General features: G+C 71.8%; 23 protein-coding genes and 1 rRNA gene. 13 read left to right on the top strand and 11 right to left on the bottom strand.

Annotated elements, in window-relative coordinates; all coding sequences use genetic code 11:
• The first annotated feature begins 74 nt into the window (after window positions 1-74).
• The 3 genes from pstC to pstB are packed head-to-tail and all read left to right on the top strand — an operon-like array spanning window position 75 to window position 2,949.
• On the top strand, window positions 75-1,064 hold the full coding sequence (pstC, locus tag AC068A_RS11120; protein WP_478583667.1) for a phosphate ABC transporter permease subunit PstC: 990 nt from the start codon (window positions 75-77) through the stop codon (window positions 1,062-1,064).
• A complete protein-coding gene (pstA, locus tag AC068A_RS11115) occupies window positions 1,064-2,143 on the top strand; it encodes a phosphate ABC transporter permease PstA (RefSeq protein ID WP_478583666.1) in 1,080 nt (359 codons plus the stop codon). The genes pstC and pstA overlap by 1 nt, the downstream gene beginning before the upstream one ends.
• Before the next feature lie 29 nt (window positions 2,144-2,172).
• Window positions 2,173-2,949: a phosphate ABC transporter ATP-binding protein PstB gene (gene pstB, locus AC068A_RS11110; RefSeq protein ID WP_478583664.1), complete on the top strand. Its 777-nt coding sequence runs from the start codon at window positions 2,173-2,175 to the stop codon at window positions 2,947-2,949.
• Window positions 2,950-3,091: 142 nt separating this feature from the next.
• Here pstB and AC068A_RS11105 read toward each other — a convergent pair whose 3' ends face one another.
• Both AC068A_RS11105 and AC068A_RS11100 read right to left on the bottom strand, forming a co-directional pair.
• Window positions 3,092-4,090: an inorganic phosphate transporter gene (locus AC068A_RS11105; protein ID WP_478583663.1), complete on the bottom strand. Its 999-nt coding sequence runs from the start codon at window positions 4,088-4,090 to the stop codon at window positions 3,092-3,094.
• A gap of 5 nt (window positions 4,091-4,095) precedes the next feature.
• Window positions 4,096-4,716: a DUF47 domain-containing protein gene (locus AC068A_RS11100; protein WP_385427483.1), complete on the bottom strand. Its 621-nt coding sequence runs from the start codon at window positions 4,714-4,716 to the stop codon at window positions 4,096-4,098.
• Window positions 4,717-4,912: 196 nt separating this feature from the next.
• On the opposite strand from AC068A_RS11100, the gene AC068A_RS11095 reads away from it, so the two are divergent.
• The gene (locus AC068A_RS11095; protein WP_478583660.1) at window positions 4,913-5,260 is read left to right on the top strand and encodes a metal-sensitive transcriptional regulator; all 348 of its coding nucleotides are present in this window, start codon (window positions 4,913-4,915) and stop codon (window positions 5,258-5,260) included.
• Window positions 5,261-5,347: 87 nt separating this feature from the next.
• On the opposite strand, the gene AC068A_RS11090 is transcribed toward AC068A_RS11095, so the two are convergent.
• A complete protein-coding gene (locus AC068A_RS11090) occupies window positions 5,348-5,500 on the bottom strand; it encodes a hypothetical protein (protein WP_478583658.1) in 153 nt (50 codons plus the stop codon).
• 154 nt (window positions 5,501-5,654) lie between these two features.
• Complete coding sequence (locus AC068A_RS11085; protein WP_478583656.1) at window positions 5,655-6,491, bottom strand: SCO4651 family lipoprotein; 837 nt, start codon at window positions 6,489-6,491, stop codon at window positions 5,655-5,657.
• A gap of 223 nt (window positions 6,492-6,714) precedes the next feature.
• Between AC068A_RS11085 and AC068A_RS11080 the strand changes: the two genes are divergently transcribed.
• Complete coding sequence (locus AC068A_RS11080; protein ID WP_478583654.1) at window positions 6,715-6,951, top strand: hypothetical protein; 237 nt, start codon at window positions 6,715-6,717, stop codon at window positions 6,949-6,951.
• A 125-nt stretch (window positions 6,952-7,076) separates the two neighbouring features.
• Window positions 7,077-7,349 carry a hypothetical protein gene (locus tag AC068A_RS11075; RefSeq protein WP_478583653.1) on the top strand — a complete coding sequence of 91 codons (273 nt, stop codon included), beginning with the start codon at window positions 7,077-7,079 and terminating at the stop codon, window positions 7,347-7,349.
• 152 nt (window positions 7,350-7,501) lie between these two features.
• On the opposite strand, the gene AC068A_RS11070 is transcribed toward AC068A_RS11075, so the two are convergent.
• From AC068A_RS11070 to AC068A_RS11055, 4 genes are all read right to left on the bottom strand, one after another.
• Window positions 7,502-8,212, bottom strand: coding sequence for a phosphatase PAP2 family protein (locus AC068A_RS11070; protein ID WP_478583651.1), 711 nt, complete (start codon window positions 8,210-8,212; stop codon window positions 7,502-7,504).
• 203 nt (window positions 8,213-8,415) lie between these two features.
• Window positions 8,416-9,417 (bottom strand): C40 family peptidase, encoded by a 1,002-nt coding sequence (locus AC068A_RS11065; RefSeq protein ID WP_478583925.1) that lies wholly within the window; start codon window positions 9,415-9,417, stop codon window positions 8,416-8,418.
• Between the two features lie 73 nt (window positions 9,418-9,490).
• Window positions 9,491-11,203, bottom strand: a complete 1,713-nt coding sequence (locus AC068A_RS11060) for a serine/threonine-protein kinase (RefSeq protein ID WP_478583650.1) — start codon at window positions 11,201-11,203, stop codon at window positions 9,491-9,493.
• 47 nt (window positions 11,204-11,250) lie between these two features.
• Complete coding sequence (locus AC068A_RS11055; RefSeq protein ID WP_478583648.1) at window positions 11,251-12,036, bottom strand: thioesterase family protein; 786 nt, start codon at window positions 12,034-12,036, stop codon at window positions 11,251-11,253.
• 168 nt (window positions 12,037-12,204) lie between these two features.
• On the opposite strand from AC068A_RS11055, the gene AC068A_RS11050 reads away from it, so the two are divergent.
• Window positions 12,205-13,041 carry a pentapeptide repeat-containing protein gene (locus AC068A_RS11050; RefSeq protein ID WP_478583646.1) on the top strand — a complete coding sequence of 279 codons (837 nt, stop codon included), beginning with the start codon at window positions 12,205-12,207 and terminating at the stop codon, window positions 13,039-13,041.
• A 33-nt stretch (window positions 13,042-13,074) separates the two neighbouring features.
• Here AC068A_RS11050 and AC068A_RS11045 read toward each other — a convergent pair whose 3' ends face one another.
• Window positions 13,075-13,515 (bottom strand): YunG family protein, encoded by a 441-nt coding sequence (locus tag AC068A_RS11045; RefSeq protein WP_478583645.1) that lies wholly within the window; start codon window positions 13,513-13,515, stop codon window positions 13,075-13,077.
• Window positions 13,516-13,888: 373 nt separating this feature from the next.
• Here AC068A_RS11045 and AC068A_RS11040 point away from each other — a divergent pair, with 373 nt between their 5' ends.
• The 6 genes from AC068A_RS11040 to AC068A_RS11015 all read left to right on the top strand — a co-directional run bounded on the left by AC068A_RS11040 (window position 13,889) and on the right by AC068A_RS11015 (window position 20,973).
• Window positions 13,889-14,197 (top strand): hypothetical protein, encoded by a 309-nt coding sequence (locus tag AC068A_RS11040; protein ID WP_042818271.1) that lies wholly within the window; start codon window positions 13,889-13,891, stop codon window positions 14,195-14,197.
• 109 nt (window positions 14,198-14,306) lie between these two features.
• A complete protein-coding gene (locus AC068A_RS11035; RefSeq protein WP_478583642.1) occupies window positions 14,307-15,128 on the top strand; it encodes a DUF8175 domain-containg protein in 822 nt (273 codons plus the stop codon).
• Window positions 15,118-16,449 (top strand): hypothetical protein, encoded by a 1,332-nt coding sequence (locus AC068A_RS11030; protein ID WP_478583640.1) that lies wholly within the window; start codon window positions 15,118-15,120, stop codon window positions 16,447-16,449. Before AC068A_RS11035 ends, AC068A_RS11030 begins: the two co-directional genes overlap by 11 nt.
• A complete protein-coding gene (locus tag AC068A_RS11025; protein WP_478583639.1) occupies window positions 16,446-18,005 on the top strand; it encodes an SCO6880 family protein in 1,560 nt (519 codons plus the stop codon). Before AC068A_RS11030 ends, AC068A_RS11025 begins: the two co-directional genes overlap by 4 nt.
• A gap of 19 nt (window positions 18,006-18,024) precedes the next feature.
• The gene (locus AC068A_RS11020) at window positions 18,025-19,443 is read left to right on the top strand and encodes an ATP-binding protein (protein WP_478583637.1); all 1,419 of its coding nucleotides are present in this window, start codon (window positions 18,025-18,027) and stop codon (window positions 19,441-19,443) included.
• Between the two features lie 3 nt (window positions 19,444-19,446).
• Entirely contained in the window at window positions 19,447-20,973 is a 1,527-nt protein-coding gene (locus tag AC068A_RS11015) for a P-loop NTPase family protein (protein ID WP_478583636.1), read from the top strand.
• On the opposite strand, the gene AC068A_RS11010 is transcribed toward AC068A_RS11015, so the two are convergent.
• Together AC068A_RS11010 and rrf are read right to left on the bottom strand one after the other, a co-directional pair.
• The gene (locus AC068A_RS11010; protein WP_478583634.1) at window positions 20,970-21,539 is read right to left on the bottom strand and encodes a GNAT family N-acetyltransferase; all 570 of its coding nucleotides are present in this window, start codon (window positions 21,537-21,539) and stop codon (window positions 20,970-20,972) included. The genes AC068A_RS11015 and AC068A_RS11010 overlap by 4 nt on opposite strands.
• A 155-nt stretch (window positions 21,540-21,694) precedes the next feature.
• A 5S ribosomal RNA gene (gene rrf, locus AC068A_RS11005) occupies window positions 21,695-21,785 on the bottom strand; the annotation flags it as partial.

The following is a 21,785-nucleotide window of genomic DNA, read 5'->3' as shown; positions in this document are numbered from 1 at the left end:
CCCTCCCCTGCCCCGCGGGGGAATCCGGTGCACCGCCGCCAGGGGGCCCGTCCCCCGTCCAGACCGGAAAGACCATGGCTACCACCACACCCACCCAGATAGACACGCCGCCGCCTGTCTCCGCGAACGGGACGTCCACCGGCCGCGCCGGTGACAAGATTTTCTCGGGGCTCTCCAAGGGCTCCGGCGTCCTGCTCCTGGTGATCATGGCGTCGATCGCCGCCTTCCTCACCTACCGCGCCTCGATCGCGCTGTCGAAGAACGAGGGCAACTTCCTCACCACCTTCGACTGGAACGCGTCGGCGAACCCCCCTGTCTTCGGCATCGCCGTCCTGCTCTTCGGCACCGTCGTCAGCTCGATCATCGCGATGGCCATCGCGGTTCCGATCGCTGTCGGCATCGCCCTGTTCATCTCGCACTACGCGCCGCGCAAGCTGGCCGCCCCCCTCGCCTACGTGGTCGACCTGCTGGCCGCCGTGCCGTCGATCATCTACGGCATCTGGGGCGCCCTCTTCCTCGTCCCGCAGCTGGCCGGACTGAACCTCTGGCTCGACGAGTACCTCGGCTGGACGTACGTCTTCGACAAGTCGCAGGTCGGCGTCGCCCGCTCGCTCTTCACCGTCGGCATCCTGCTCGCGATCATGATCCTGCCGATCGTGACCAGCGTCAGCCGCGAGGTCTTCCTCCAGGTCCCGCGCATGAACGAGGAGGCCGCCCTGGCCCTCGGCGCGACCCGCTGGGAGGTCATCCGGATGTCGGTGCTGCCCTTCGGCCGCTCCGGCGTCATCTCCGCCTCCATGCTCGGCCTCGGCCGCGCGCTCGGCGAGACCATGGCCGTCGCCACCGTCCTCTCCCCGAGCTTCCTGATCTCCGGGCACATCCTGGACCCGGGTGGCGGCACGTTCGCCCAGAACATCGCCGCGAAGTTCGACGAGGCCAACGAGTTCGGCCGGGACGCACTGATCGCCTCCGGTCTCGTCCTCTTCCTCCTCACCCTGCTGGTCAACGGCGCCGCACGCATGATCATCGCGCGCCGCAAGGAGTACTCGGGGGCCAACGCCTGATGAGCAACGCAATCCAGGACCGCCCCACCCGGGCCGACCGGTCCCCCTCCTCCGGCAGCCTCACCCGGGGCGGCCTGCCCCGCTGGGCCCCCGCCGGCATCGCGGTGCTCTCCACCGTCCTCGGCTGCGGCATCGGCCTCGCCTTCGGCCTCCAGAGCAAGATCCAGTGGGGTCTGATCGCCGCCCTGCTGTTCATCGGCATCACCTACGGCGCCAGCGCCGTCGTCGAGAACGGCCGCCAGGCCAAGGACCGCGTCGCGACCTCCCTGATCTGGGTCTGCTTCCTGCTCGCGGTCGTCCCGCTGCTGTCGCTGATCTGGACCACCATCAGCCGCGGCCTGAAGGTCCTCGACGGCAGCTTCCTCAGCCACTCGATGAACGGCGTGACCAGCTTCGAGCCCGGCGGCGGCGTCTACCACGCGCTGCTCGGCACCATCGAGCAGATCGCGCTGGCCACCCTGATCGCCGCCCCGATCGGCCTGCTGACCGCCGTCTACCTGGTCGAGTACGGCAAGGGCAGGCTCGCCAAGGCCGTCACGTTCTTCGTCGACGTCATGACCGGCATCCCGTCCATCGTCGCGGGCCTGTTCATCCTGACGACCTGGAACCTGATGCTCGGCTTCGGCCCCTCCGGCTTCGCCGGCGCGATGGCCCTGTCGATCCTGATGATGCCCGTCGTGGTCCGCTCCACCGAGGAGATGCTCAAGCTCGTCCCGAACGAGCTGCGCGAGGCCGCCCTCGCCCTCGGTGTGCCGAAGTGGCGCGTGATCCTCAAGGTGGTCCTCCCCACCGCCATCGGCGGCATCGCCACCGGTCTGATGCTGGCCGTCGCCCGCATCGCCGGCGAGACCGCCCCGATCATGCTGCTGGTCTTCGGCTCCCAGCTGATCAACGGCAACCCCTTCGAAGGCGCCCAGTCCTCGCTCCCCCTGTACATCTGGGAGCAGTACAAGGTCGGCAGTGACGCCTCCTACGACCGGGCATGGGCCGCAGCGCTCGTCCTGATCGCCTTCGTCATGATCCTCAATCTGGTGGCCCGCGGCATCGCCCGCTGGAAGGCCCCGAAGACCGGTCGCTGACGCGACTGTACGAAAGCGAAGTGACCCTCATGGCCAAGCGAATCGACGTCAGCGGCCTGTCCGCCTTCTACGGCAACCACAAGGCCATCGACGACATCTCGATGACCGTCGAGCCCCGCTCCGTGACCGCCTTCATCGGCCCGTCCGGCTGCGGCAAGTCCACCTTCCTGCGCACCCTCAACCGCATGCACGAGGTCACCCCCGGCGGCCGCGTCGAGGGCAAGGTCCTCCTGGACGACGAGAACCTGTACGGCCCCGGCGTGGACCCGGTCGCGGTCCGCCGCACGGTCGGCATGGTCTTCCAGCGCCCGAACCCCTTCCCCACCATGTCGATCTTCGACAACGTGGCGGCGGGCCTGCGCCTGAACCGCAAGCACAAGAAGGCCGACCTCGCGGACACCGTCGAGCGGTCCCTCAAGGGCGCCAACCTGTGGAACGAGGTCAAGGACCGCCTGAACAAGCCGGGCTCCGGCCTCTCCGGCGGCCAGCAGCAGCGCCTGTGCATCGCCCGCGCCATCGCGGTCGAGCCCGAGGTCCTGCTGATGGACGAGCCCTGCTCGGCCCTCGACCCGATCTCCACCCTCGCCATCGAGGACCTGATCGGCGAGCTGAAGGAGCGCTTCACGATCGTCATCGTGACGCACAACATGCAGCAGGCCGCCCGCGTCTCGGACCGCACCGCGTTCTTCAACCTCGCGGCGGTCGGCCAGCCCGGCAAGCTCATCGAGATCGACGACACCGACCGCATCTTCTCCAACCCGTCCGTCCAGGCGACCGAGGACTACATCTCGGGCCGCTTCGGCTGATCCACGGACCGCGGCTCTGCCGCACGGACGTCCTGCGGTGCTGCATGGCGGTGCCACCGCAAGGCGAAGGGCCGGCTCCCCCTGGGTGGGGGGAGCCGGCCCGCTTCGTGTCTGCCGCCGCCGGGGCGCGGGGCCCGTACGGCTATCCGACCGCCAGGTTCACGATCCAGAAGCACAGCGCGGCGACGGCGGCCGCCGCCGGCATGGTGACGAACCAGCCCAGGATGATGTTCTTGGCGACGCCCCAGCGGACCGCGTTGACCCGCTTGGTCGCACCCACACCCATGATCGCCGAGGTGATCACGTGGGTGGTGGAGATCGGCGCGTGGTACAGGTACGACGCCGTGTACATGATCGACGCGCCCGTGGTCTCCGCGGCGAAGCCCTGCGGCGGGTCCAGCTCGATGATCTTGCGGCCGAGGGTGCGCATGATGCGCCAGCCGCCCGCGTACGTACCGAGCGAGAGCATCACCGCGCACGCCACCTTGACCCACACCGGGATCGGGGCGCCGGGCTCCTCGATGTCGGCGATGACCAGCGCCATCACCACGATGCCCATGGTCTTCTGGGCGTCCTGCAGACCGTGGCCGAGGGCCATGCCGGCCGCCGAGACGGTCTGGGCGACACGGAAGCCGCGCTTGGCCTTGTGCGGGTTGGACCGGCGGAACAGCCACATGATCACGACCATGACCAGGTAGCCGACGAGCAGGCCGACGATCGGGGAGAGGAACATCGGGATGACGACCTTTTCCAGGACGCCCGACCAGATGACCCCGATCCCGCCGGCCAGCGCCGCGCCCACCATGCCGCCGAACAACGCGTGCGAGGAGGAGGACGGCAGGCCGAAGTACCAGGTGATCAGGTTCCAGACGATGGCCCCGACCAGCGCCGCGAACAGGATCCACATGCCCGTCTTGCCCGTCGGGGTCTCGATCAGCCCCTCGGAGACGGTCTTGGCCACACCGCTGCCCAGGAAGGCTCCGGCGAGGTTCATCACCGCGGCCATCGCGAGGGCGGCGCGCGGGGTCAGCGCCCGGGTCGAAACCGAGGTCGCGATCGCGTTCGCAGAGTCGTGGAAACCGTTGGTGTACGTGAAACCGAGCGCGACACCGATGGTCACGATCAGAGCGAAGGTGTCCACGGGGTTCAGGACTCCTTGACCGCGATGGTCTCCACCGTGTTCGCCACGTGCTCGAACGCGTCGGCCGCCTCTTCGAGCACGTCGACGATCTGCTTGAGCTTCAGCACCTCGATGGCGTCGTAGTTGCCGTTGAAGAGCTGGGCGAGCAGCTTGCGGTGGATCTGGTCCGCCTGGTTCTCGAGGCGGTTGACCTCGATCCAGTACTCGGTCAGGTTGTCCATCGTGCGCAGGTGCGGCATGGCCTCGGCCGTCAGGTCGGCCGCCCGTGCCAGGACCTCGATCTGCTGCTCGACACCCCTGGGGAGCTCTTCGATGTTGTAGAGGACCACCAGGTCGACGGCCTCCTCCATGAAGTCCATGATGTCGTCGAGGGACGAGGCGAGGGCGTAGATGTCCTCGCGGTCGAACGGCGTGATGAAGGAGGAGTTCAGCTGGTGGAAGATCGCGTGGGTGGCGTCGTCCCCCGCGTGCTCGGCCGCACGCATCCGCTCCGCGATCTCGGCCCGGGCGGAGGGATCCGCTCCGAGCAGTTCCATCAGGAGCTTCGAGCCCGTGACGATGTTGTCCGCGGATGCGGCGAACATGTCGTAGAAGCTCGTCTCCCTGGGGGTCAGACGAAATCGCACGTGGGGTCCTCGGGGTGCATCGGATTCGGTCAGGCTGATGCTAGGCGCATACCCCGGCCACGGCTAACCAGGCCAATCCTCGGTGTCCTCCATCAGGCAGAGTGGAGGCCGCGGACCGCTGCCCGGCCGGGCGCGGCCCGCTACCCTATACCCATCGGGGGTATACCCCCCCTCGTTCCGGACCACGGGAGGACCCATGACGGCCATCGAGGCGGAAGGCTCCGGAGCCGGCGTCGCCGCCGGTACGGCCCCTGGCGCTGCGGTGCACGGGTATCACCACCGGAAGGACGAGCACCTCAAGCGGCTGCGCCGGATCGAGGGGCAGATCCGGGGGCTCCAGCGGCTCGTCGACGAGGACGTGTACTGCATCGACATACTCACCCAGGTCTCGGCGAGCACGAAGGCCTTGCAGTCCTTCGCGCTCCAGCTGCTGGAGGAGCACCTGCGGCACTGCGTGGCCGACGCGGCCGTCAAGGGCGGGGCCGAGATCGACGCGAAGGTCGAGGAGGCGACGAAGGCGATCGCGCGGCTCCTGCGGACCTGACCGCGCGGAGCGGAGCGGGGCCGGGGCGGGGCCGGGCAGCAGGGGCGGGCATCGGGTGGGTCCGGCCGCGGCGGCGGGATGCGGCGGCTACCGGGCGAGGCCCATCAGGACCTCGTCGATCCGGTCCTGGCTGAGCCGCTCCCCGTCCGCCGCGGAGGCGGCGATGATCAGCTCGCCGCACAGCTCGATCTCGGCGAGCGCCACGTGGTCCTGCACCGTCGTACCGCCAGCGGGAGTCACGCGTGTCACCTCAATCTGCCGCCATCGGACGGGGGACGTGGGCCTGCGGTCTCCCAGGGTAGGGAGGGCGGGGCGCTGTGCGCATGACACGGATGGACCATTTCCGGATACCCCGCCATGGCCCGAACGCGCCGCCCGGGGACCGTCCGCCCGGCTAGTCGGCGATCTTCCCGGCGTAAATGTCCCTGCTCGCGGGCAATACGACGGTCACCGGCGTCCCGAACCCGTACAGCAGCGTGGTCGAGGAGACATCGATCACGCCATTGTTGACGTAAGTGAACCGGTGCCGAACCTTCCGCAGCCGCCCCTGCTCGTCGAGGTAGGCGTCGAACGGCACCGTGTCCTTGCTGAACCCTTTCGCCGCGGCCTCCAGGGCCCCCTTGACCGCCGGGGAGGCGCTTTGCGCGGCCCGCCCGATGTCGGTGGTCCCCTGGTAGTGCCGCACCTTCTCGCCGGCCAGCTCGGTCTCGCCCACGTACCGGACCTCCAGCGCGCCGCGCAGCAGCTCGGCCGCGGCCTGCGGGTCCGTCGCCCCGCCGGTGACCAGGTTCCCGTCGGCGAGGGCGGTCGTGTCGACCCGGACCCACTTGTCGGCGGGGACGCCCGCGCCCCGGTTCTTCATGTAGAGGGCGCCGGGCACGAGCAGCTCGGTGATCGGCCGGTGCTCCTCCTTGCCGGCGGCATCGGCCGGGAGCATGACCAGGAGCTGGCCCATCCGGTTCTTGAAGTCGACGCCGCCCTCGCCGCGGATGGTGACCCGGGTGCCGCCGGTCGCCATCTCCATCGCCGTACGGGCCCGGGCGCTGCCCGTCCTGGCCAGCGCGTCCGCGGCCGCGCGGACCGTGGCCACCGGGTCGCCGGGGGGCCGGTCGTCGCCCGCGGAGGCCGCGCCGCCGCAGCCGCTCATCGCGGCGAGGGTCGCGGCCATGCCGGCGGCGAACACCGCCTCACCCGCCCATCCGCGCCGCCGCCTGTGCTGGTGCACCACCATCGCCTGCCAACCCCCAACGCATGACCGCTGTTCGACCGAGGCCCCCACCCGCTCCGGATAACGAGGTCCGCGGTTTCCCGTCACGGGCCGCCGGGCCGCTTGGCTGCCGGGCCGCGATCGGCCGGGCCATCGGCCGCCGGACTACGGGACCACCGGGCGGCCGGGCCGACGGGCCGACGCCGCCGGGCGGCCGGGCGGCTCCGGCCCCCGGTACCGTGGTCGGGTGGACCCGCATACCGAGGCGTCACCCGCCGCTCTGCCCGACAGCGTTGCGCTGCCCCGCCCGGCGGAGGACCCACCCGCCGGCCACGCCCACGCCACCCACACCACCGACACCGTCGAGCGCGGCTCGTTCTGCCTGGCCGTGTGCAACTGCGGCTGGAAGGGGCCCGCCCGCCGCTCCCGGGACCTCGCCCGCAAGGACGCCGTCCGGCACACCGCGGGGCAGACGGCGGGCTAGCCGCGGGCTAGCCGCCGGGGCGGCCGGGTTGTCGGGGCCGCCGCCGGGCCGCCGGGGGCCGCTGCCGTCACCCGTTCCGACCCTCCCGGCTGGCGGCGACGCCCGCGTGCGGATGCGCTGGAGGCATGCCAGGACCCGCACCCCGCCTCGCGGCCCTCCTCTGGGCCCTGCTCCTCGCGCTCACCCCGGCCGCCGCGGCCGCGGCCCGCCCGTCGGCCGCTGCCCGGCCGATGGGCACGGCCCGGCCGACGGGCACCGCGGACGGCCCCGCCGATGTGGCCCTGGCCGTCGGACTGACCGGCGCCGCGGCCTTCGCCACCGGCCTGTGGCTGCGCTCCCGCCACCGCCGTGACGCGGCGTCGGATACCGGCGGGCGGGCTGAGGGCGGCGACCCGTGACGCCGCGGCCCCGGCCGACGGCGGTGCTGGTGTGCTTCGGGGTGGCGGCCCTGTGCCTGCTGGCGGCGGTCCTGATCGCCGTACGGGACGCGTACGGGCACTCCTGAGCCGGGACGGTCCCGCGCGGGCCCGCCCCTCAGCGGCCCGTGCCGTCAGGCGGCGAGGTCCTTGTCCCGCGTACCGGCGTCCGCCGCCTCCCGATCCGCGAGGTCCACCGGGCAGGGCTGGGCCCGGTGCCCGGCGCGGACCAGCCGGCCCGCCCGCGGGGAGCGGGACACCGCGCGCACCACCGGGGTCAGCAGTGCCATCGCGAGCGGGGCGAGGACGAGGACGACGGCGGTGCCGAGGGCGAAGCCGCCGATGACGTCGGTCGGGTAGTGGACGCCCAGGTAGACGCGGCAGACGCCCTCGGCGAGGGCCAGGCCGATCCCGATGAGGCCGAACTTGCGGCGGGCGAGGAACAGGCCGATGCCCAGCGCCATGGTGAGGGTGGCGTGGTCGCTGACGAATGAGTAGTCGTGCAGGCCCAGCGCCGGTTCGATCACCTGGAGCCCGCTGTGCTCGTCGAAGGGGCGGGGGCGGGCGACCAGCCGGCGCACCGGGACGTTCACGAGCAGGGCGAGAGCGGCCGCGAGGGGCGCCCACACCAGAGCGGCGAACGACTCCGCGGCCGAGGTCTCGTCCTGCCGGCGCGCACCGCGCCAGCACCACAGCACGAGGAGCACCAGGGCCAGGGGGATGCCGTAGTCGCCGACCAGGGCGACCGCCCGGTCGACGCCCGCCGGGGCATGCCGGGCCAGTGCGTTGATGTCGTACAGCAGGCTGACATCCACGTTCGTCCCACCGCTTGCGAATGCAGCCATGGCGATGCGGCACCTTGCCCTTGCTCGGTTCCCTTCGGGCGCACCCGTGTGTGCGCCCCGCGAACCCCCCCTTGTGATCCTTCCCCGTGTTCATGGAACGCCCGTTCTGTCAGCGCGGTTCCACTCTCACCGAATGATCACGGCAACGTTATCCAAGAGTGATTCGTCGCCGCAGCTCTGGGCCACGGCCTGACCGAACGTCATCAGGGCGTCTTGGCATCGGCGGTGCGGTCCGGAAGGGCCTCGGCGCCGTCCCGGGTGACCCTGGTCGCACCGAAGTAGTCGGGCGTGTCTATCTTGTCGAAGCGGATCACCGCGCCGGTGAACGGAGCATTGATCATGTAGCCCCCGCCCACGTACAGCCCGACATGCCGGATCTCCCGCGAGTTCGTCAGATCGTCGGAGAAGAACACCAGGTCACCGGGGAGCAGTTCGTTCCTCGACGGGTGCGGTCCGGCGTTGTACTGGTCGTTCGCGACGCGCGGCAGGGTTATCCCCACCGACTCGTACGCCGCCTTGGTCAGCCCCGAACAGTCGAACCGCCCGTCCTGGTCGGGCGTTCCGTTGCCACCCCACAGGTACGGCGTGCCCAGCTGCTTCTGCGCGAAGTAGATGGCCCCGGCGGCCTGCTGGGAGGGCGCGACCCGCCCGACCGGCTTCTCGAAGCTCTTGGCGAGGGTCGTGATGGCCTTCACGTAGCCCTGCGTCTCGCGGTACGGCGGCACGCCCTGGTGCTTGAGCACGGCGCCGGGACCCGCGTTGTAGGCGGCGAGCATGTTGGCGACCGGGTCCCCGGGGACGTTCTTGACGTCCTTGGCGAGCGTGCAGTCGTACGAAGCCGCCGAGGGGATGGCGTCGTTGGGGTCCCAGATGTCGCGGTCGCCGTCACCGTCCCCGTCGATGCCGTGCGTCGCCCACGTACCCGGGATGAACTGGGCGATGCCGCGGGCATCGGCCGGGCTGACGATCGTGGGGTTCCAGCCGCTCTCCGAGTACAGCTGCGCCGCGAGAACGGCCGGGGAGAGGGTGGGGCACAGCACGCCCCACTTCTGCACCAGCGCCTGGTACTTCGCCGGCACCGCCCCCTTGGCCAGGCCGAGGGCACGGCCGCCGCCGCCCGCTATGCCCGCGGCCGCCGAATACGTGCCGACCACGAGGAGGGCGAGGAAGCACAGGCAGGCCCCGAAGCCGATCCCGCCGATCACCCAGAATCTGCGCACCCGTCAACCCTCCCCCATCGAGCAGACTTTCACAGGGATTCACCAGTACGTGTCGGAATCATCCCTTTTGTGGACCTGAGTCGAAGCCGTCGCAGACCACGCTCTTGTGTTGGGTATCCGAGACCGCGTGGCGGAACACCACCGTCCACCCACCCGGATCCTGCGCCAGCGGCGGCGCCGGCACCCGTTGGCCGTCCCGCTCCATCGAGAAGTCGTCCGGATAGAGGGCGTACTTCCACTCCGTCTCGTCCCCCTCGTACAGATCGCGCGCCTTCGCCACGAAGCCGAGCTGGCGGTTGTCGGTCACCTCCGTGGACCGGCCGGCCGCATCGACCTCGTGCTGCGGCTTCACCACGAGGGCCACGTAGTACGGCGGCGCGTCGGCGAGCGGGAACTTCAGCCGGTAGCCGATCCGGACCTGGCCCGGCTTCAGCTCCTCCAGGTAGTCACTCTCGGCGGTCGTCACCGCGGTCTGGAAGTTCGCGAGGCCGGGCTCCTCCCCGACCGGGTTGTGGCACTGCTTCAGGATCGGGTTGTAGTCGTCCAGGTTCGGGGCCGTCTGCCTGATGAACACGGGCGGCCCGGTCGGCGACTGCGCCGCCGCGGACGGGGCGGCCGACCCCTGGCCGGCCGGCGCCTGGCCCGCGGGCGCCTCCCCGGACGGACCCTGCGCCGCCGGGCTCTGCGCCGCCGTCCCGGCGGCCTTGCCGTCCCGCCCACCGCCGCCGCCCAGCGGCAGCTGCCACACCGCCACGCCGCCCACCACGGCCAGCGCGGCACCCGCCGCCACCCAGCCGGCCGCCCGCCGCCGCCCCCGGGCCGCCGGCGGCGCGGGCACCGTGGCGCCCGCGTGCGCGGTCGGCGTGTACCCGTACGGAACCGCCCCGGGCCCCTGCGTCCGCATCTCGTGCAGCGGCACCGCCTCGCCCAGCGCCCCCAGCCCCACGTACACCGGATCGTCGACCAGCGCGTCCCGCACCGCGCACCGCGCCACGACCTCCGACAGCTCCGGCCGGGCCGCCGGGTCCTTCGCCACGCAGGCCTCGATCAGGGCTGCCAGCCCCGGCTCCACCCCGGCCACGTCCACCGGCTCGTGCACCGCCCGGTAGCTCACGGTCGCCGCCACACCCGTACCGAACGGCGGCCGCCCCGTCGCCGCGTACGCCAGCGACGCCCCCAGCGCGAACACGTCCGCCGCGGGCCCCGCCTCCGCACCCAGCAGCACCTCCGGCGCCGTGTACCCCGGCGTGCCCGGCGCCTGGCCGTCCTGGGTCAGCGCCGTCTCCCCGACGCCCCGCGCGATCCCGAAGTCGATGAGCTGCGGCCCCTGCGCGCCCAGGATCACGTTCTGCGGCTTGAAGTCCCGGTGCGTCACCCCGTACGCGTGGACGCTCGCCAGCCCCTCCGCGAGCGCCGCGAAGAGCCGCCGGCAGGTGTCCGCGGGCAGCGCGCCCCGCTGCGCCACCGCATGGGCCAGCGTCGGGCCCGCCACGTACTCCGTCGCGAGCCAGAACGGCGCCGCCGCCAGCGAGGCGTCGATCAGGTTCGCCGTGTACGCCGACCGCACCGCGCGCACCGTCTCGGCCTCGCGCCGGAACCGCGCCAGCGCCTCCGGATGCCCGACGACCTCGTCCCGGATCACCTTCACGGCCACCAGGCGCCCGCCCGGCGAACGCGCCAGGTACACCTGCCCCATACCTCCGGCACCGAGCCGGGCCAGCAGCGCATGTGCCCCGATGCAGGCGGGGTCGACCTCTCTCAGGGGCTCCATTGGCATGAGACTGCCACACCGACTTCCGCGCCCCGCACGGGGGTTGACTAGGGGCGCGGCGCGACGAAGAGGCTCTGCGCGCCCCGCCCGACCGGCCCCTTCTCGTCGTGCAGCACGGCGTCCGCGAGACCGATCCCGGCCGGGTCCACGCTCGTACGGGCCTCGACGCCGACCCACTCGCCGACCGCGTGGCGGTGCAGGTGCACCGTCAGGTCGCTGTTGACGAACAGGTACCGCCCGAAGTCCACCGCCGCGCTGATCCCGTTGCCGGAGTCCGCGGCGACGAGGATCCGGTCCAGCGGCCGCGTCCCCTCCCCCGCGATCAGCGGCACCCGCATCCGCATCCAGCAGGTGCCCGGCCCGAGCTCGGTGAACGCGCCGTCGGTGAACCGCATCTCCATCGCGGTGTGGTAGCCCCGCTCCCACGGCACCGCGAAGAACGGCGTCTGCGCCACCTCCCCGGGCGGCGGCAGCTGCGGCCCCGGCACCACCGCGGGCACCACCCCGTCGGCCACCCGCACCCGAAGCGCCCGCGCCAGCATCACCGGCGCCGTCGATCCCGCGGGGAACAGCGCGGCCTCGACCACCTCGGTGCTGCGCCCGGACCGCAGCTCCTTCAGGACCACCTGCACGGCCCCGATCGGCACCGGCCGCAGGATCTCGTACGTGATCCTCGCGATCCGCATGCCCGCCCGGGCACCGGCCCGCTCCTCGACCGCCCGCGCCATCAGCGCGGCCGGCGGGCCGGCGTGCTGCGCACCCGGGTCCCAGGGGCCGCGCGTGTCCTCGGTGGCCAGGAACCGCTGCCCGTCGATCCGCTCGTAGAACGCCATACCCGGGACGCTACCCGCGGGTAACCCGGATCGCCAGGCCTCTGCGGCCGAAACCCGGCCGCCGCCCCGGGCGCGAACCTGCCCCGGGCCGAGCCCGGCCCCGAGCCCGGCGCAGGACCGCAGGCGCCCCCGCTCGAACGGGGACAGGGGAGAGGGGACAATGGGACCGTGTCCGACAGCCCCGCCGCCCCCGCCGCCCCTGCCGCCATCCCCGACCTGCACGCCGACTGCACCAACTGCTTCGCGCTGTGCTGTGTCGCCCTGCCCTTCGCCAAGTCCAACGACTTCGCGGTGAACAAGGCCGCCGGCACCCCCTGCAAGAACCTCCGGCAGGACTTCCGCTGCGGCATCCACACCCAGCTGCGCAGCAAGGGCTTCCAGGGCTGCACCACGTTCGACTGCTTCGGCGCGGGACAGCAGGTCTCCCAGGTCACCTTCGGCGGCCGCGACTGGCGTACGCACCCCGGCACCGCCGGCCGCATGTTCGAGGTCTTCCCCGTCCTGCGGCAGCTGCACGAGCTGCTCTTCTACGTCACCGAGGCACTCGCCCGCCCCGCCGCCCGCCCCGTGCACCCCGAGCTCCGCCAGGCCCTGGAGGAGACCTCCCGGTGGGCCGCGGCGGACGCCGGGGCCCTGGCCGGGCTGGACGTCGGCGCCCTGCGGCAGCAGATCAACACCCTGCTGCTGAAGACCAGCGAGCTCGTCCGCGCCAAGGCCCCCGGCCGCAGGAAGAACCACCGCGGCGCCGACCTCATGGGGGCCCGCCTGGCCGGCGCGGACCTACGCGGCGCCAACCTGCGCGGCGCCTACCTGATCGCCGCCGATCTCGGCCGGGCCAACCTCCGGCTCGCCGACCTGATCGGCGCCGACTTCCGCGACACCGACCTGCGCGGCGCCGACCTGCGCGACGCGCTCTTCCTCACCCAGGCCCAGCTGAACGCCGCCCGCGGCGACACCCACACCAAGATCCCGGCCACCCTCACCCGCCCCGCCCACTGGGCCTGACCCGGCAGCCCCGGAAGGCCGGCCGCCGCCCGCTCACCCGGCGGCCGGCGGCCCCAGCGGCCCGAGCCTGTCCTCGACCCGCCGACGCAGCAGCTGGTACTCCTCCCAGCGCCTCGGCAGCCGCCCCTTGGGCCGCGGCCCCATCAGCCGCCCCTCGGTCACCACCTGCCCCCGCCGGAACTGCTCCCTCGTCAGATCGACGGGTATCCCGCCGGGCAGCAGGTTCCAGATGTGGAAGCCGTGCTGCTCCCCGTCCAGCCAGACCTCACCGACCAACAGCCCGCCGCCCAGCAGGTCCTGGACCACCAGCGCGGTGATGTCGCAGTGGCCCCACGCCGGGTTGTCGGCGCTCCAGGGCTCCCGCTCGACGTCGTCGGGGGAACAGGTCTCCGCGGACCAACCCGCGCGAATGGCCGCCTCGACGTCCGCCAACGTCCACGGAACGGCGGCGGCACTGCTCTGAGTAGTCGTCACGACCCCCAGCCTGCCTGCCGCCACTGACAATCGGCGCCCCGAAGCCGCCCCGACCGACCCGATGGACCGACTGACGGAACGTCGGACAAGCATCAGCAGTTCGGGCTAACCGCCGCACAGCCCCCACACACACCGGGACGGCGCTCATTGCCCGCGGTCACCCCCCGTGGTACACAGAGTGACCCCACGCCCTTCCGCGTACCGGCCGCCCTCCGCCCAGGTCAGAGCGCCCGAACGGTCCAAGGACCGGGACATCGGGTAAAGAGAGGCGCCAAGTCGACATACGACGGCGGTTTCATCAGCGAAGATAGTGAGTGACCCCTGCCGTCGGGCACGGGCTACCGGAACTACCCATATAGGGGCGGTGAGTTACATGATCCTGGCAGCTGAAAAGGGCGACATCACCACCATCATCGGCGGAATCGCCCCGAACTGGGGGCCGTTCGGCAGCCTCGGCAATGAAGCGAAGGTCATGATCGAAGTGATCATGGCCGTCGCGATCCTGCTCTGCCTCGGCATCGCCATCTGGGGCGCGGCCAAGCAGCGGATCGGCGCCACCGCCCTCCGCGACACGTTCAGCGCCGAACAGGGCAAGGGCCTGATCGTCGCCGGACTCACGGGAGTCTTCATCATCGGCTCCCTCGGCACGCTGTTCACGATCGTCTACGGAATGGCCGTATAACCGGGTCCGCCCGCAGGAACCCGTACCCGATACCCGAGGACGACTCACCACACCGCATCCACGCGGGACCAGCGCTACCGTCGTACGACGCGGAGGGGGCGGACAGGCAATGAGCAACGACGACCAGTACGGCGGCGGCTACGGCGACGTCGGCGGCACGGGCCACACCCGTACCCGCCTCCCGGAAACCCCCGCCGACCCGTACGGCGCCCCCCGCCGCACCCCGCGCGCCTCGCGCAGCCTGGTCACGGTGGTCGGTGTGGTGGTCCTGCTGATCGCCGCCATCGCGTTCGCGAACCAGTCGAACGACACCACAACCACCTCGGAAAAACCCCCGGCCACCTCCCAGACGGCCCCCACGGGCACCCTCCCGGTGGACGGCAAATCGGCAGGCATCCCCAAGGGCTTTCCCCAAACCGAACAGGGCGCCCAATCGGCCGCCGCCAACTACGCGGTGGCGCTCGGCTCTGACGGAATGTTCAAGAAGGACACCCGGCACACCCTCGTGGACACCATCTACACACCGGCAGCGGCAGGCCGCCTGAAGGGTCCGCAGGACGCGGCCTACTCCGCTGAGTTCCTCGCCAGACTCGGACTCGACGCGAACGGCAATCCTCCGCAGGGCAGCACCTTCGTAACCCGCGCCGTGCCCGTCGGCACCCGGATCGACGCGTATACCCCGAACACCGCCAAGGTCTCGGTCTGGTACACCGGCCTGATCGGCATGTCGGGCACCAAGTCCACCGATCCGGTCCGGACCACGTGGAAGACCTGGGTCTTCGAGCTGACCTGGACGGGCAGCGACTGGAAGGTCAATGCCGACACCCAGCAGGACGGACCGGCGCCGGTCCCCGGCGACGTCGCCGCATCCACGGCAGACGACATCAGCAAGGCCATCAAGGAGTTCGGAGGGTTCACCTATGCCCGCTAGCCTCCGGCTCCGGCTGGGTGTCGTGGCAACCGTCCACATGGCCGTCGTGGCCCTCGCGTCCCGCGCCTACGCGGCGACCACCCCACCAGCCACGCCACCTGCAACGACACCCGCTCCGACACCGACACCCTCGCCGGGCGCGAGCAACAACCCGTGCGACCTGCTGATCGGCCCGGCCAAGCAGTACTGCGAGCGCGGCCAAGGCGCAGCCACCGGCGGAGCCCCCCGCACCGGCCTGGCCCCCACCGACCCCGCCGACGCCCTCAACCCCCTCGCCTCCCTGGCCCGGGGCTGCGCCGACGCGGCCGCGTGGATCGTCACCGAGCTCAGCAAAGCCGTCACTGGCTCCGCCAACGTCGACTTCACCAACGGCGCCTTCCTCAAGCAGTACGCCGTCGTCTTCGCCGCGTCCACCGTCCTGACGCTCGTCCTCTGGCTCCTCGCCGTCGCCAAGCGCGCCATCCGCGGCGTCCCCCTGGCGACCGCCCTGAGCGAAGCCATCGGCTTCCTCTGGCTCACCGTCCTCGCCTCCGCCTTCACGCCGCTGATCCTCTACACCGTCGTCTCCGCAACCGACGGCGTCACCGAGGTCATCGCCTCCGCGAGCGGCGGCCAGACCGACGTGTTCTTCGGCTCGTTCATCGAGGCCCTCAAGAAGGGCGACTCCATCGGCGGCGGCCCGATCATGCTGATCGTCGTCTCCCTCGTCACCGTCCTCGCCGCCGGAGTCCTCTTCCTGGAGCTCTTCATCCGGGCCGCCCTCCTCTACGTGGGCGCCCTCCTCGGCGTCGTCGTCTACGCGGGCCTCGTCGACCGCAACCTGTGGGGCCACGTCCGCCGCTGGGCCGGCATCATGATCGCCGTCATCCTCGTCAAGCCGGTCATCGTCATCGTCCTCGGCCTCGCCGGGGCCCTCGCCGGCGACAAGGGCCCGGGCGCCTTCTCCGCCGTCGTCTCCGGCCTCGCCATCATCCTCCTGGCGATCTTCGCCTCCGCGATGATCTACCGCTTCGTCCCCGGCTTCGGCGACGACATCGCCGCCGCCCGCGCCGGCCGCAGCAAGGCCACCGACGGCGCCCAGGCAGCCGCCGTCATCAGTTCCCCGGCCACCCTCGTGTCCCAGGGCATCAAGGCCCACAGCAGCCGCGGCGCCCACCGCTCCGGCGGCGGCGACAGCGCCCCGCGCCCCGCCAACCCCCTCTCCGGAGGCGTGGCCGCCCACAGCAGCCGCCCCACCGGCGGCGGCTCCGGCGGCGCACCCGCCGCACCCTCGCCCCGTACGAGCTCCAGCACGAGGAACACAGGAGGTGACGGGCGTTGACGGCCCAGTCCCACCAGCTGCACCCGGTCGCGCCCCGCCGCACGTATCTCATCGGCCGCGCCCGGCCGAACGCGATCGTCGGCAAGAACCGCGAGAACGGCGAGATCGCCCTGATCATCGCCGGCGCGTTCCTCGGCATGATGAGCGGACTCCTCATCCCCGGCCTCACCCTGCGCATCGTCACCCTGGCCGGTTTCCCCCTGCTCGCGCTCGCCGCCGTGTACCTGCCCTACCGCGGCCGCACCATCTACCGGTGGTTCGAGATCAACCGCAGCTACAAGCGGATCCTGCGCCGCGGCACCACCTACCGCTCCGGCGCCATGGAGGCCGGCACCCGCGCCGCCGACGGCCGCGAGGTCGAGATCGGCCCGCCCCCCGGCATCGGCCGCATCAGCTGGCTCTCCGCTCCCTTCGGCCCCGACGAGATCGCCGTACTCCTCCACGCAGACCGCCGGACCGTCACCGCCGCCATCGAGATCGAGGGGCCCGGCGTCGGCCTGCGCGACAGCGAGGACCAGGAAGCCCTCGTCGACCGCTTCGGCACCCTCCTCAAGCACGTCGCCAACGGTGACGGGTTCGTCACCCGCCTCCAGATGCTGGCCCGGACCCTCCCGGCGGACCCCGACGCCCACGCCAAGGACGTCGCCCAGCGCGGCGACCCGACCTCCCCCGTCTGGCTGCGCGACTCCTACGACCAGCTCCAGTCGATGGTCTCCACCTCCTCCGAGCAGCACCGCGCGTACCTCGTCGCCTGCATGTACTACACGCGCGAACTCGCCGCCGAGGCCAACGCCATCGCCCGCGCCGGCTCCCGCAAGGGCCGCAAGCTCGACCGCGACACCGGCCTCGCCATCGTCATGGCCCGCGAACTCACCGACATCTGCGCCCGCCTCGCCGAGGCCGACATCCGCGTACGCCAGCCCCTGGGCCAGGGCCGCCTCGCCTCCCTCGTCCACTCCATGTACGACCCCGACCACCCCATCGACCACATCCAGGCCATGACCAAGCGCAACGCCTGGCCGGCCGAACTCGACGCCGTCGAACCCACCTACCTCCAGGCCAAGACCCGCGAGTCCTCCACCCGCGCCCCCTGGTGCCACGCCACCGCCTGGGTCAAGGAGTGGCCGATGACCCCGGTCGGCGTGAACTTCCTGGCCCCCCTCCTCGTCCACACCCCCGACGTCATCCGCACCGTCGCCGTCACCATGGACCTGGAACCCACCGAGATCGCCATCGAGCGCATGCTCACCGAGAAGACCAACGACGAGGCCGACGCCTCCCGCGCCGCCAAGATGAACCGCACCGTCGACCCCCGCGACATCGCCGCCCACGGCCGCCTCGACCAAAGAGGTGAAGACCTCGCCAGCGGTGCGGCAGGAGTCAACCTGGTCGGGTACATCACCGTGTCGTCCCGTTCACCGGAAGCCCTCGCCCGCGACAAGAGGACCATCCGCGCCTCGGCCGGCAAGTCCTACCTGAAGCTGGAGTGGTGCGACCGCGAGCACCACCGCGCCTTCGTCAACACCCTGCCGTTCGCCACCGGCATCCGACGCTAGCTGGAAGGAAAGGCCGCCCATGCGAGATCCGCTGTCCGCTCTGACGGACGCCTTCACCAGCTTCCTGTTCGGCAGGGTCGAGACCACCCGCCTGCCCGTACGCACCTCCACCGGGCAGGCCCAGGCCGTCTACCTGCCCACCGCCGCCCCCGGACTCGGCGACTCCGGTGTGATCATCGGCCGCGAGGTCTACAGCGGCAAGGGCTACATCTACGACCCCTTCCAGCTCTACGGCCAGCAGCTCCCCGCCCCCCACTGGCTGGTCCTCGGCGAGTCCGGCAACGGCAAGTCCGCCCTGGAGAAGACCTACGTCCTGCGTCAGCTCCGCTTCCGCGACCGCCAGGTCGTCGTCCTCGACGCCCAGGGCGAGGACGGCGTCGGCGAATGGAACCTGATCGCGGAAGCGCTGGGGATAACCCCCATCCGCCTGGACCCCATCGCCGCCAACGACGACGGCATCCGCCTCAACCCCCTCGACCCGGCGATCACCACCACCGGCCAGCTCGCCCTGCTGCGCACCATCATCGAGGTGGCGATGGGCCACGGCCTCGACGAGCGCGCCGGCTTCGCCCTCAAGGTCGCCCACGCCTACGTCGTCGACACCATCCGCGACCGCCAGCCCGTCCTCACCGACATCGTCGAACAACTGCGCCACCCCGAGGCCGAATCCGCCGAGGCCATGAACGTCGACATAGACGACGTACGGGCCTGGGGCCTCGACGTGGCACTCGTCCTCGACCGCCTCGTCGACGGCGACCTGCGCGGCATGTTCGACGGCCCCACCACCGTCGGCATCGACCTCGACGCCCCGCTCATCGTCTTCGACCTCTCCCACATCGACCGCAACTCGATCGCGATGCCGATCCTGATGGCGATCGTCGGCGTGTGGCTGGAGCACACCTGGATCCGCCCCGACCGCAAGAAGCGCATCTTCCTCGTCGAAGAGGCCTGGCACATCATCAACAGCCCGTTCGTGGCCCAGCTGTTCCAGCGCCTGCTGAAGTTCGGCCGCCGCCTCGGCCTGTCCTTCGTCGCCGTCGTCCACCACCTCTCGGACGTCGTCGACGGCGCCGCCGCCCGCGAGGCCGCGGCCATCCTCAAAATGGCCTCGACCCGCACGATCTACGCCCAGAAGGCCGACGAGGCCCGCGCCACCGGCCGCGTCCTCGGCCTGCCCCGCTGGGCGGTGGAGATCATCCCGACCCTCACCCCCGGCATCGCCGTCTGGGACGTCAACGGCAACGTCCAGGTCGTCAAACACCTCATCACCGAAGCCGAACGCCCCCTGGTCTACACGGACCGCGCCATGACGGAGTCCTCCACCCCGCCCCCGCTCCCCGACGACCTGCTCGCGGCCGAATGGGAGGCGGAACAGCGGGCCCTGCTCGCCGAACGCCACCAGGGCGGCGGACCGGGATCCGCGACAACGGTGGCATGACCCATGCACGACAGCGGCACGAGACGTATCCCGCCCCCCGACACCCCCCGGGGCGGGATCCCGGACGGCGTCCTGGTCGGCTTCCTCGCCTTCCTCCTCGGCCTGGCCGCGCTCGTGTGGTCCTCCACCGGCCTGGCGGCCCTCCTCGACCGGGGTTCCTGGCCGGACACCGTCACGTTCACCCGCACCCCGCGGGCCGTCCGGGCCCTGATAACGCGGCCGCACGACATGGCCGCCGCCTGGCCGGACACCGACCCCTCGGCCCTCTCCGGCTGGGGCCTGTTCTGGGGCCTGTTCGTCGGGCAGCTCCTCGTCCTCTTCGTCCTGACCGTCTTCGTGATCGGCGTCGTCGCCCGCACGAAGGCCCGCCGCGCCCTGGCCGACCGCCCGCACCCGGCGGACCCGCCACAGGACGCGGCCGCGCCGGTGCCCCAGCCGGCCGCCGAGCCGCAGCCGAAGCCCGGGCAGCCGGTGACCGCAGCCAAGGCGACCGCCCCTGCCCGGGCGGTGGGCGGCGCCCACCGCCCGGTGGACGACGACCGCCCGGTGGACGACGCCTACCGCTACGGCTTCGGCCACGCCCCGCCCCGCACCCCGCCGGTGGCCGATCCGGCGCCCGAGCCTCCCGCCGCCGACCTCGTCCACGCCGGCCCCGCCGAGCGCCACCGCCTGGCCGCGGGGCGCCTGGCCACCGCGGAGGGCGCGGCCCTCGTCGTCACGTCCTCCCCGGCCCTCTGGGCGGAAACCAAGGACGCCCGTGCCAAGCTCGGCCCGGTCCTCCTCTACGACCCCACGCATCGCTGCGACACCCCGGCCCGCATGCACTGGAACCCGGCCGACGCCTGCGCCGACCGGGACACCGCGGCCGCCCGCGCCGCCGCGGTGCTGGCCCCGGTACGCCCGCCGGCCCGCAGGGACGCGGCCGTGGCCGACACCGCCGAAATCCTCCTGCGGAGCTGGCTTCAGGCGGCCGCCCTGGACGACCGCCCGTTCAAGCAAATCCACCGCTGGGTCCTCGGCACGGCCGTCCAGGACCCGGTCCGGATCCTGCGCACCCACCCCCAGGCGGCTCCCGGCGCTGCCGGCGAACTCGAATCCGCGCTCACCGCCCATCCCGAACGCCGCGAGCAGGCCCTCCGGCTCACGGCCCGGGCCCTGTCCTGCCTGACGTCGATCCACATCCGCGAGGCCTGCACCCCGAACCGAACAGATGCGCTCGCCCTCGCATCGTTCGTGCAGGAGGGGGGCACCCTTTATGTGGTGGGTGAATCCTTGGAGGATCCCCGTACCCATCCGAGTGCAATGCCCCTGCTGACCGCACTCGCGTCGAGCGTGGTCGAGCACGGCCGCCGCATGGCCGCACGGTCATCCCACGGCCGGCTCGACCCACCATTGACGCTGGTCCTGGAGGACGTCGCGGCCGTGGCCCCGATCCCCCAGCTGCCCGAACTGCTCCGGCAGGACGCGCTCCCCCTGATCGCCCTGTGCCGCAGCCGTGAACAGGCCCGCGCCCGCTGGCCCGAGCTCTAGCCCTTCTGGCTCGCCGGCCGGGCGAAGACGTACTCCAGCTCCTTGGAGGTCGGATCGCCCGGCTTGGGGATGACGAGCCCGCTCGGCTCGAACCCGAACCGCCGGTAGAAGGCCCCGGCCCGAGCATTGTCCTCGTGCACGAAGAGCCGTACGCGTTCCAGCTCCGGCTCCTCCCGCGACCAGGCCCATTCCAGTGCAGCCTTGAACAGGGCGTCGATGACTCCGGTCCTGCGCTGCTCGGGCCGCACGAACACACCCACGACGTGCCCCTGGTTGCGCTCGATGTCCTGCTCCAGGAAGTCGGTGGACCCGACCTCCTCGAGGAACACGGTCACCGACCCGTCCCACCGCCCGTCGGGGGCCTCGGCGACGAACTGCCGCACGCCGCGCCCTTCGGCAGCGCCCCGAGCCCGGTCCTGCCAGAACTCGTCGGGCTTCTCCGCGGCCTGGGCTGCGGTCTCCAGGAACGCCAGGGGCGCCATGGGATCGCTCAACGCAACCAGTCGAAGCCCTTTGACCTTCTCCCACTCGTCGGCACGCACGGCCCGGATCACATGCTGATTCATGGCCCGGATCCAACCACGCACCCAGCCCTCCCCGCACCCGGATATCAGGCCGCATGTCGGCCGGTGAAGGTAGCGGACTGCTGGGGTGCCGGTGAACGCAGAAAAGCCCCGCACCAACCCCCGAGGGGGTTGGTGCGGGGCTTCCCGCAATGATTGTTCGGCGGCGTCCTACTCTCCCACAGGGTCCCCCCTGCAGTACCATCGGCGCTGAAAGGCTTAGCTTCCGGGTTCGGAATGTAACCGGGC

Source organism: Streptomyces sp. NPDC043854 (genome assembly GCF_056436005.1).
This window is presented reverse-complemented; position numbering and strand designations above follow the sequence as displayed.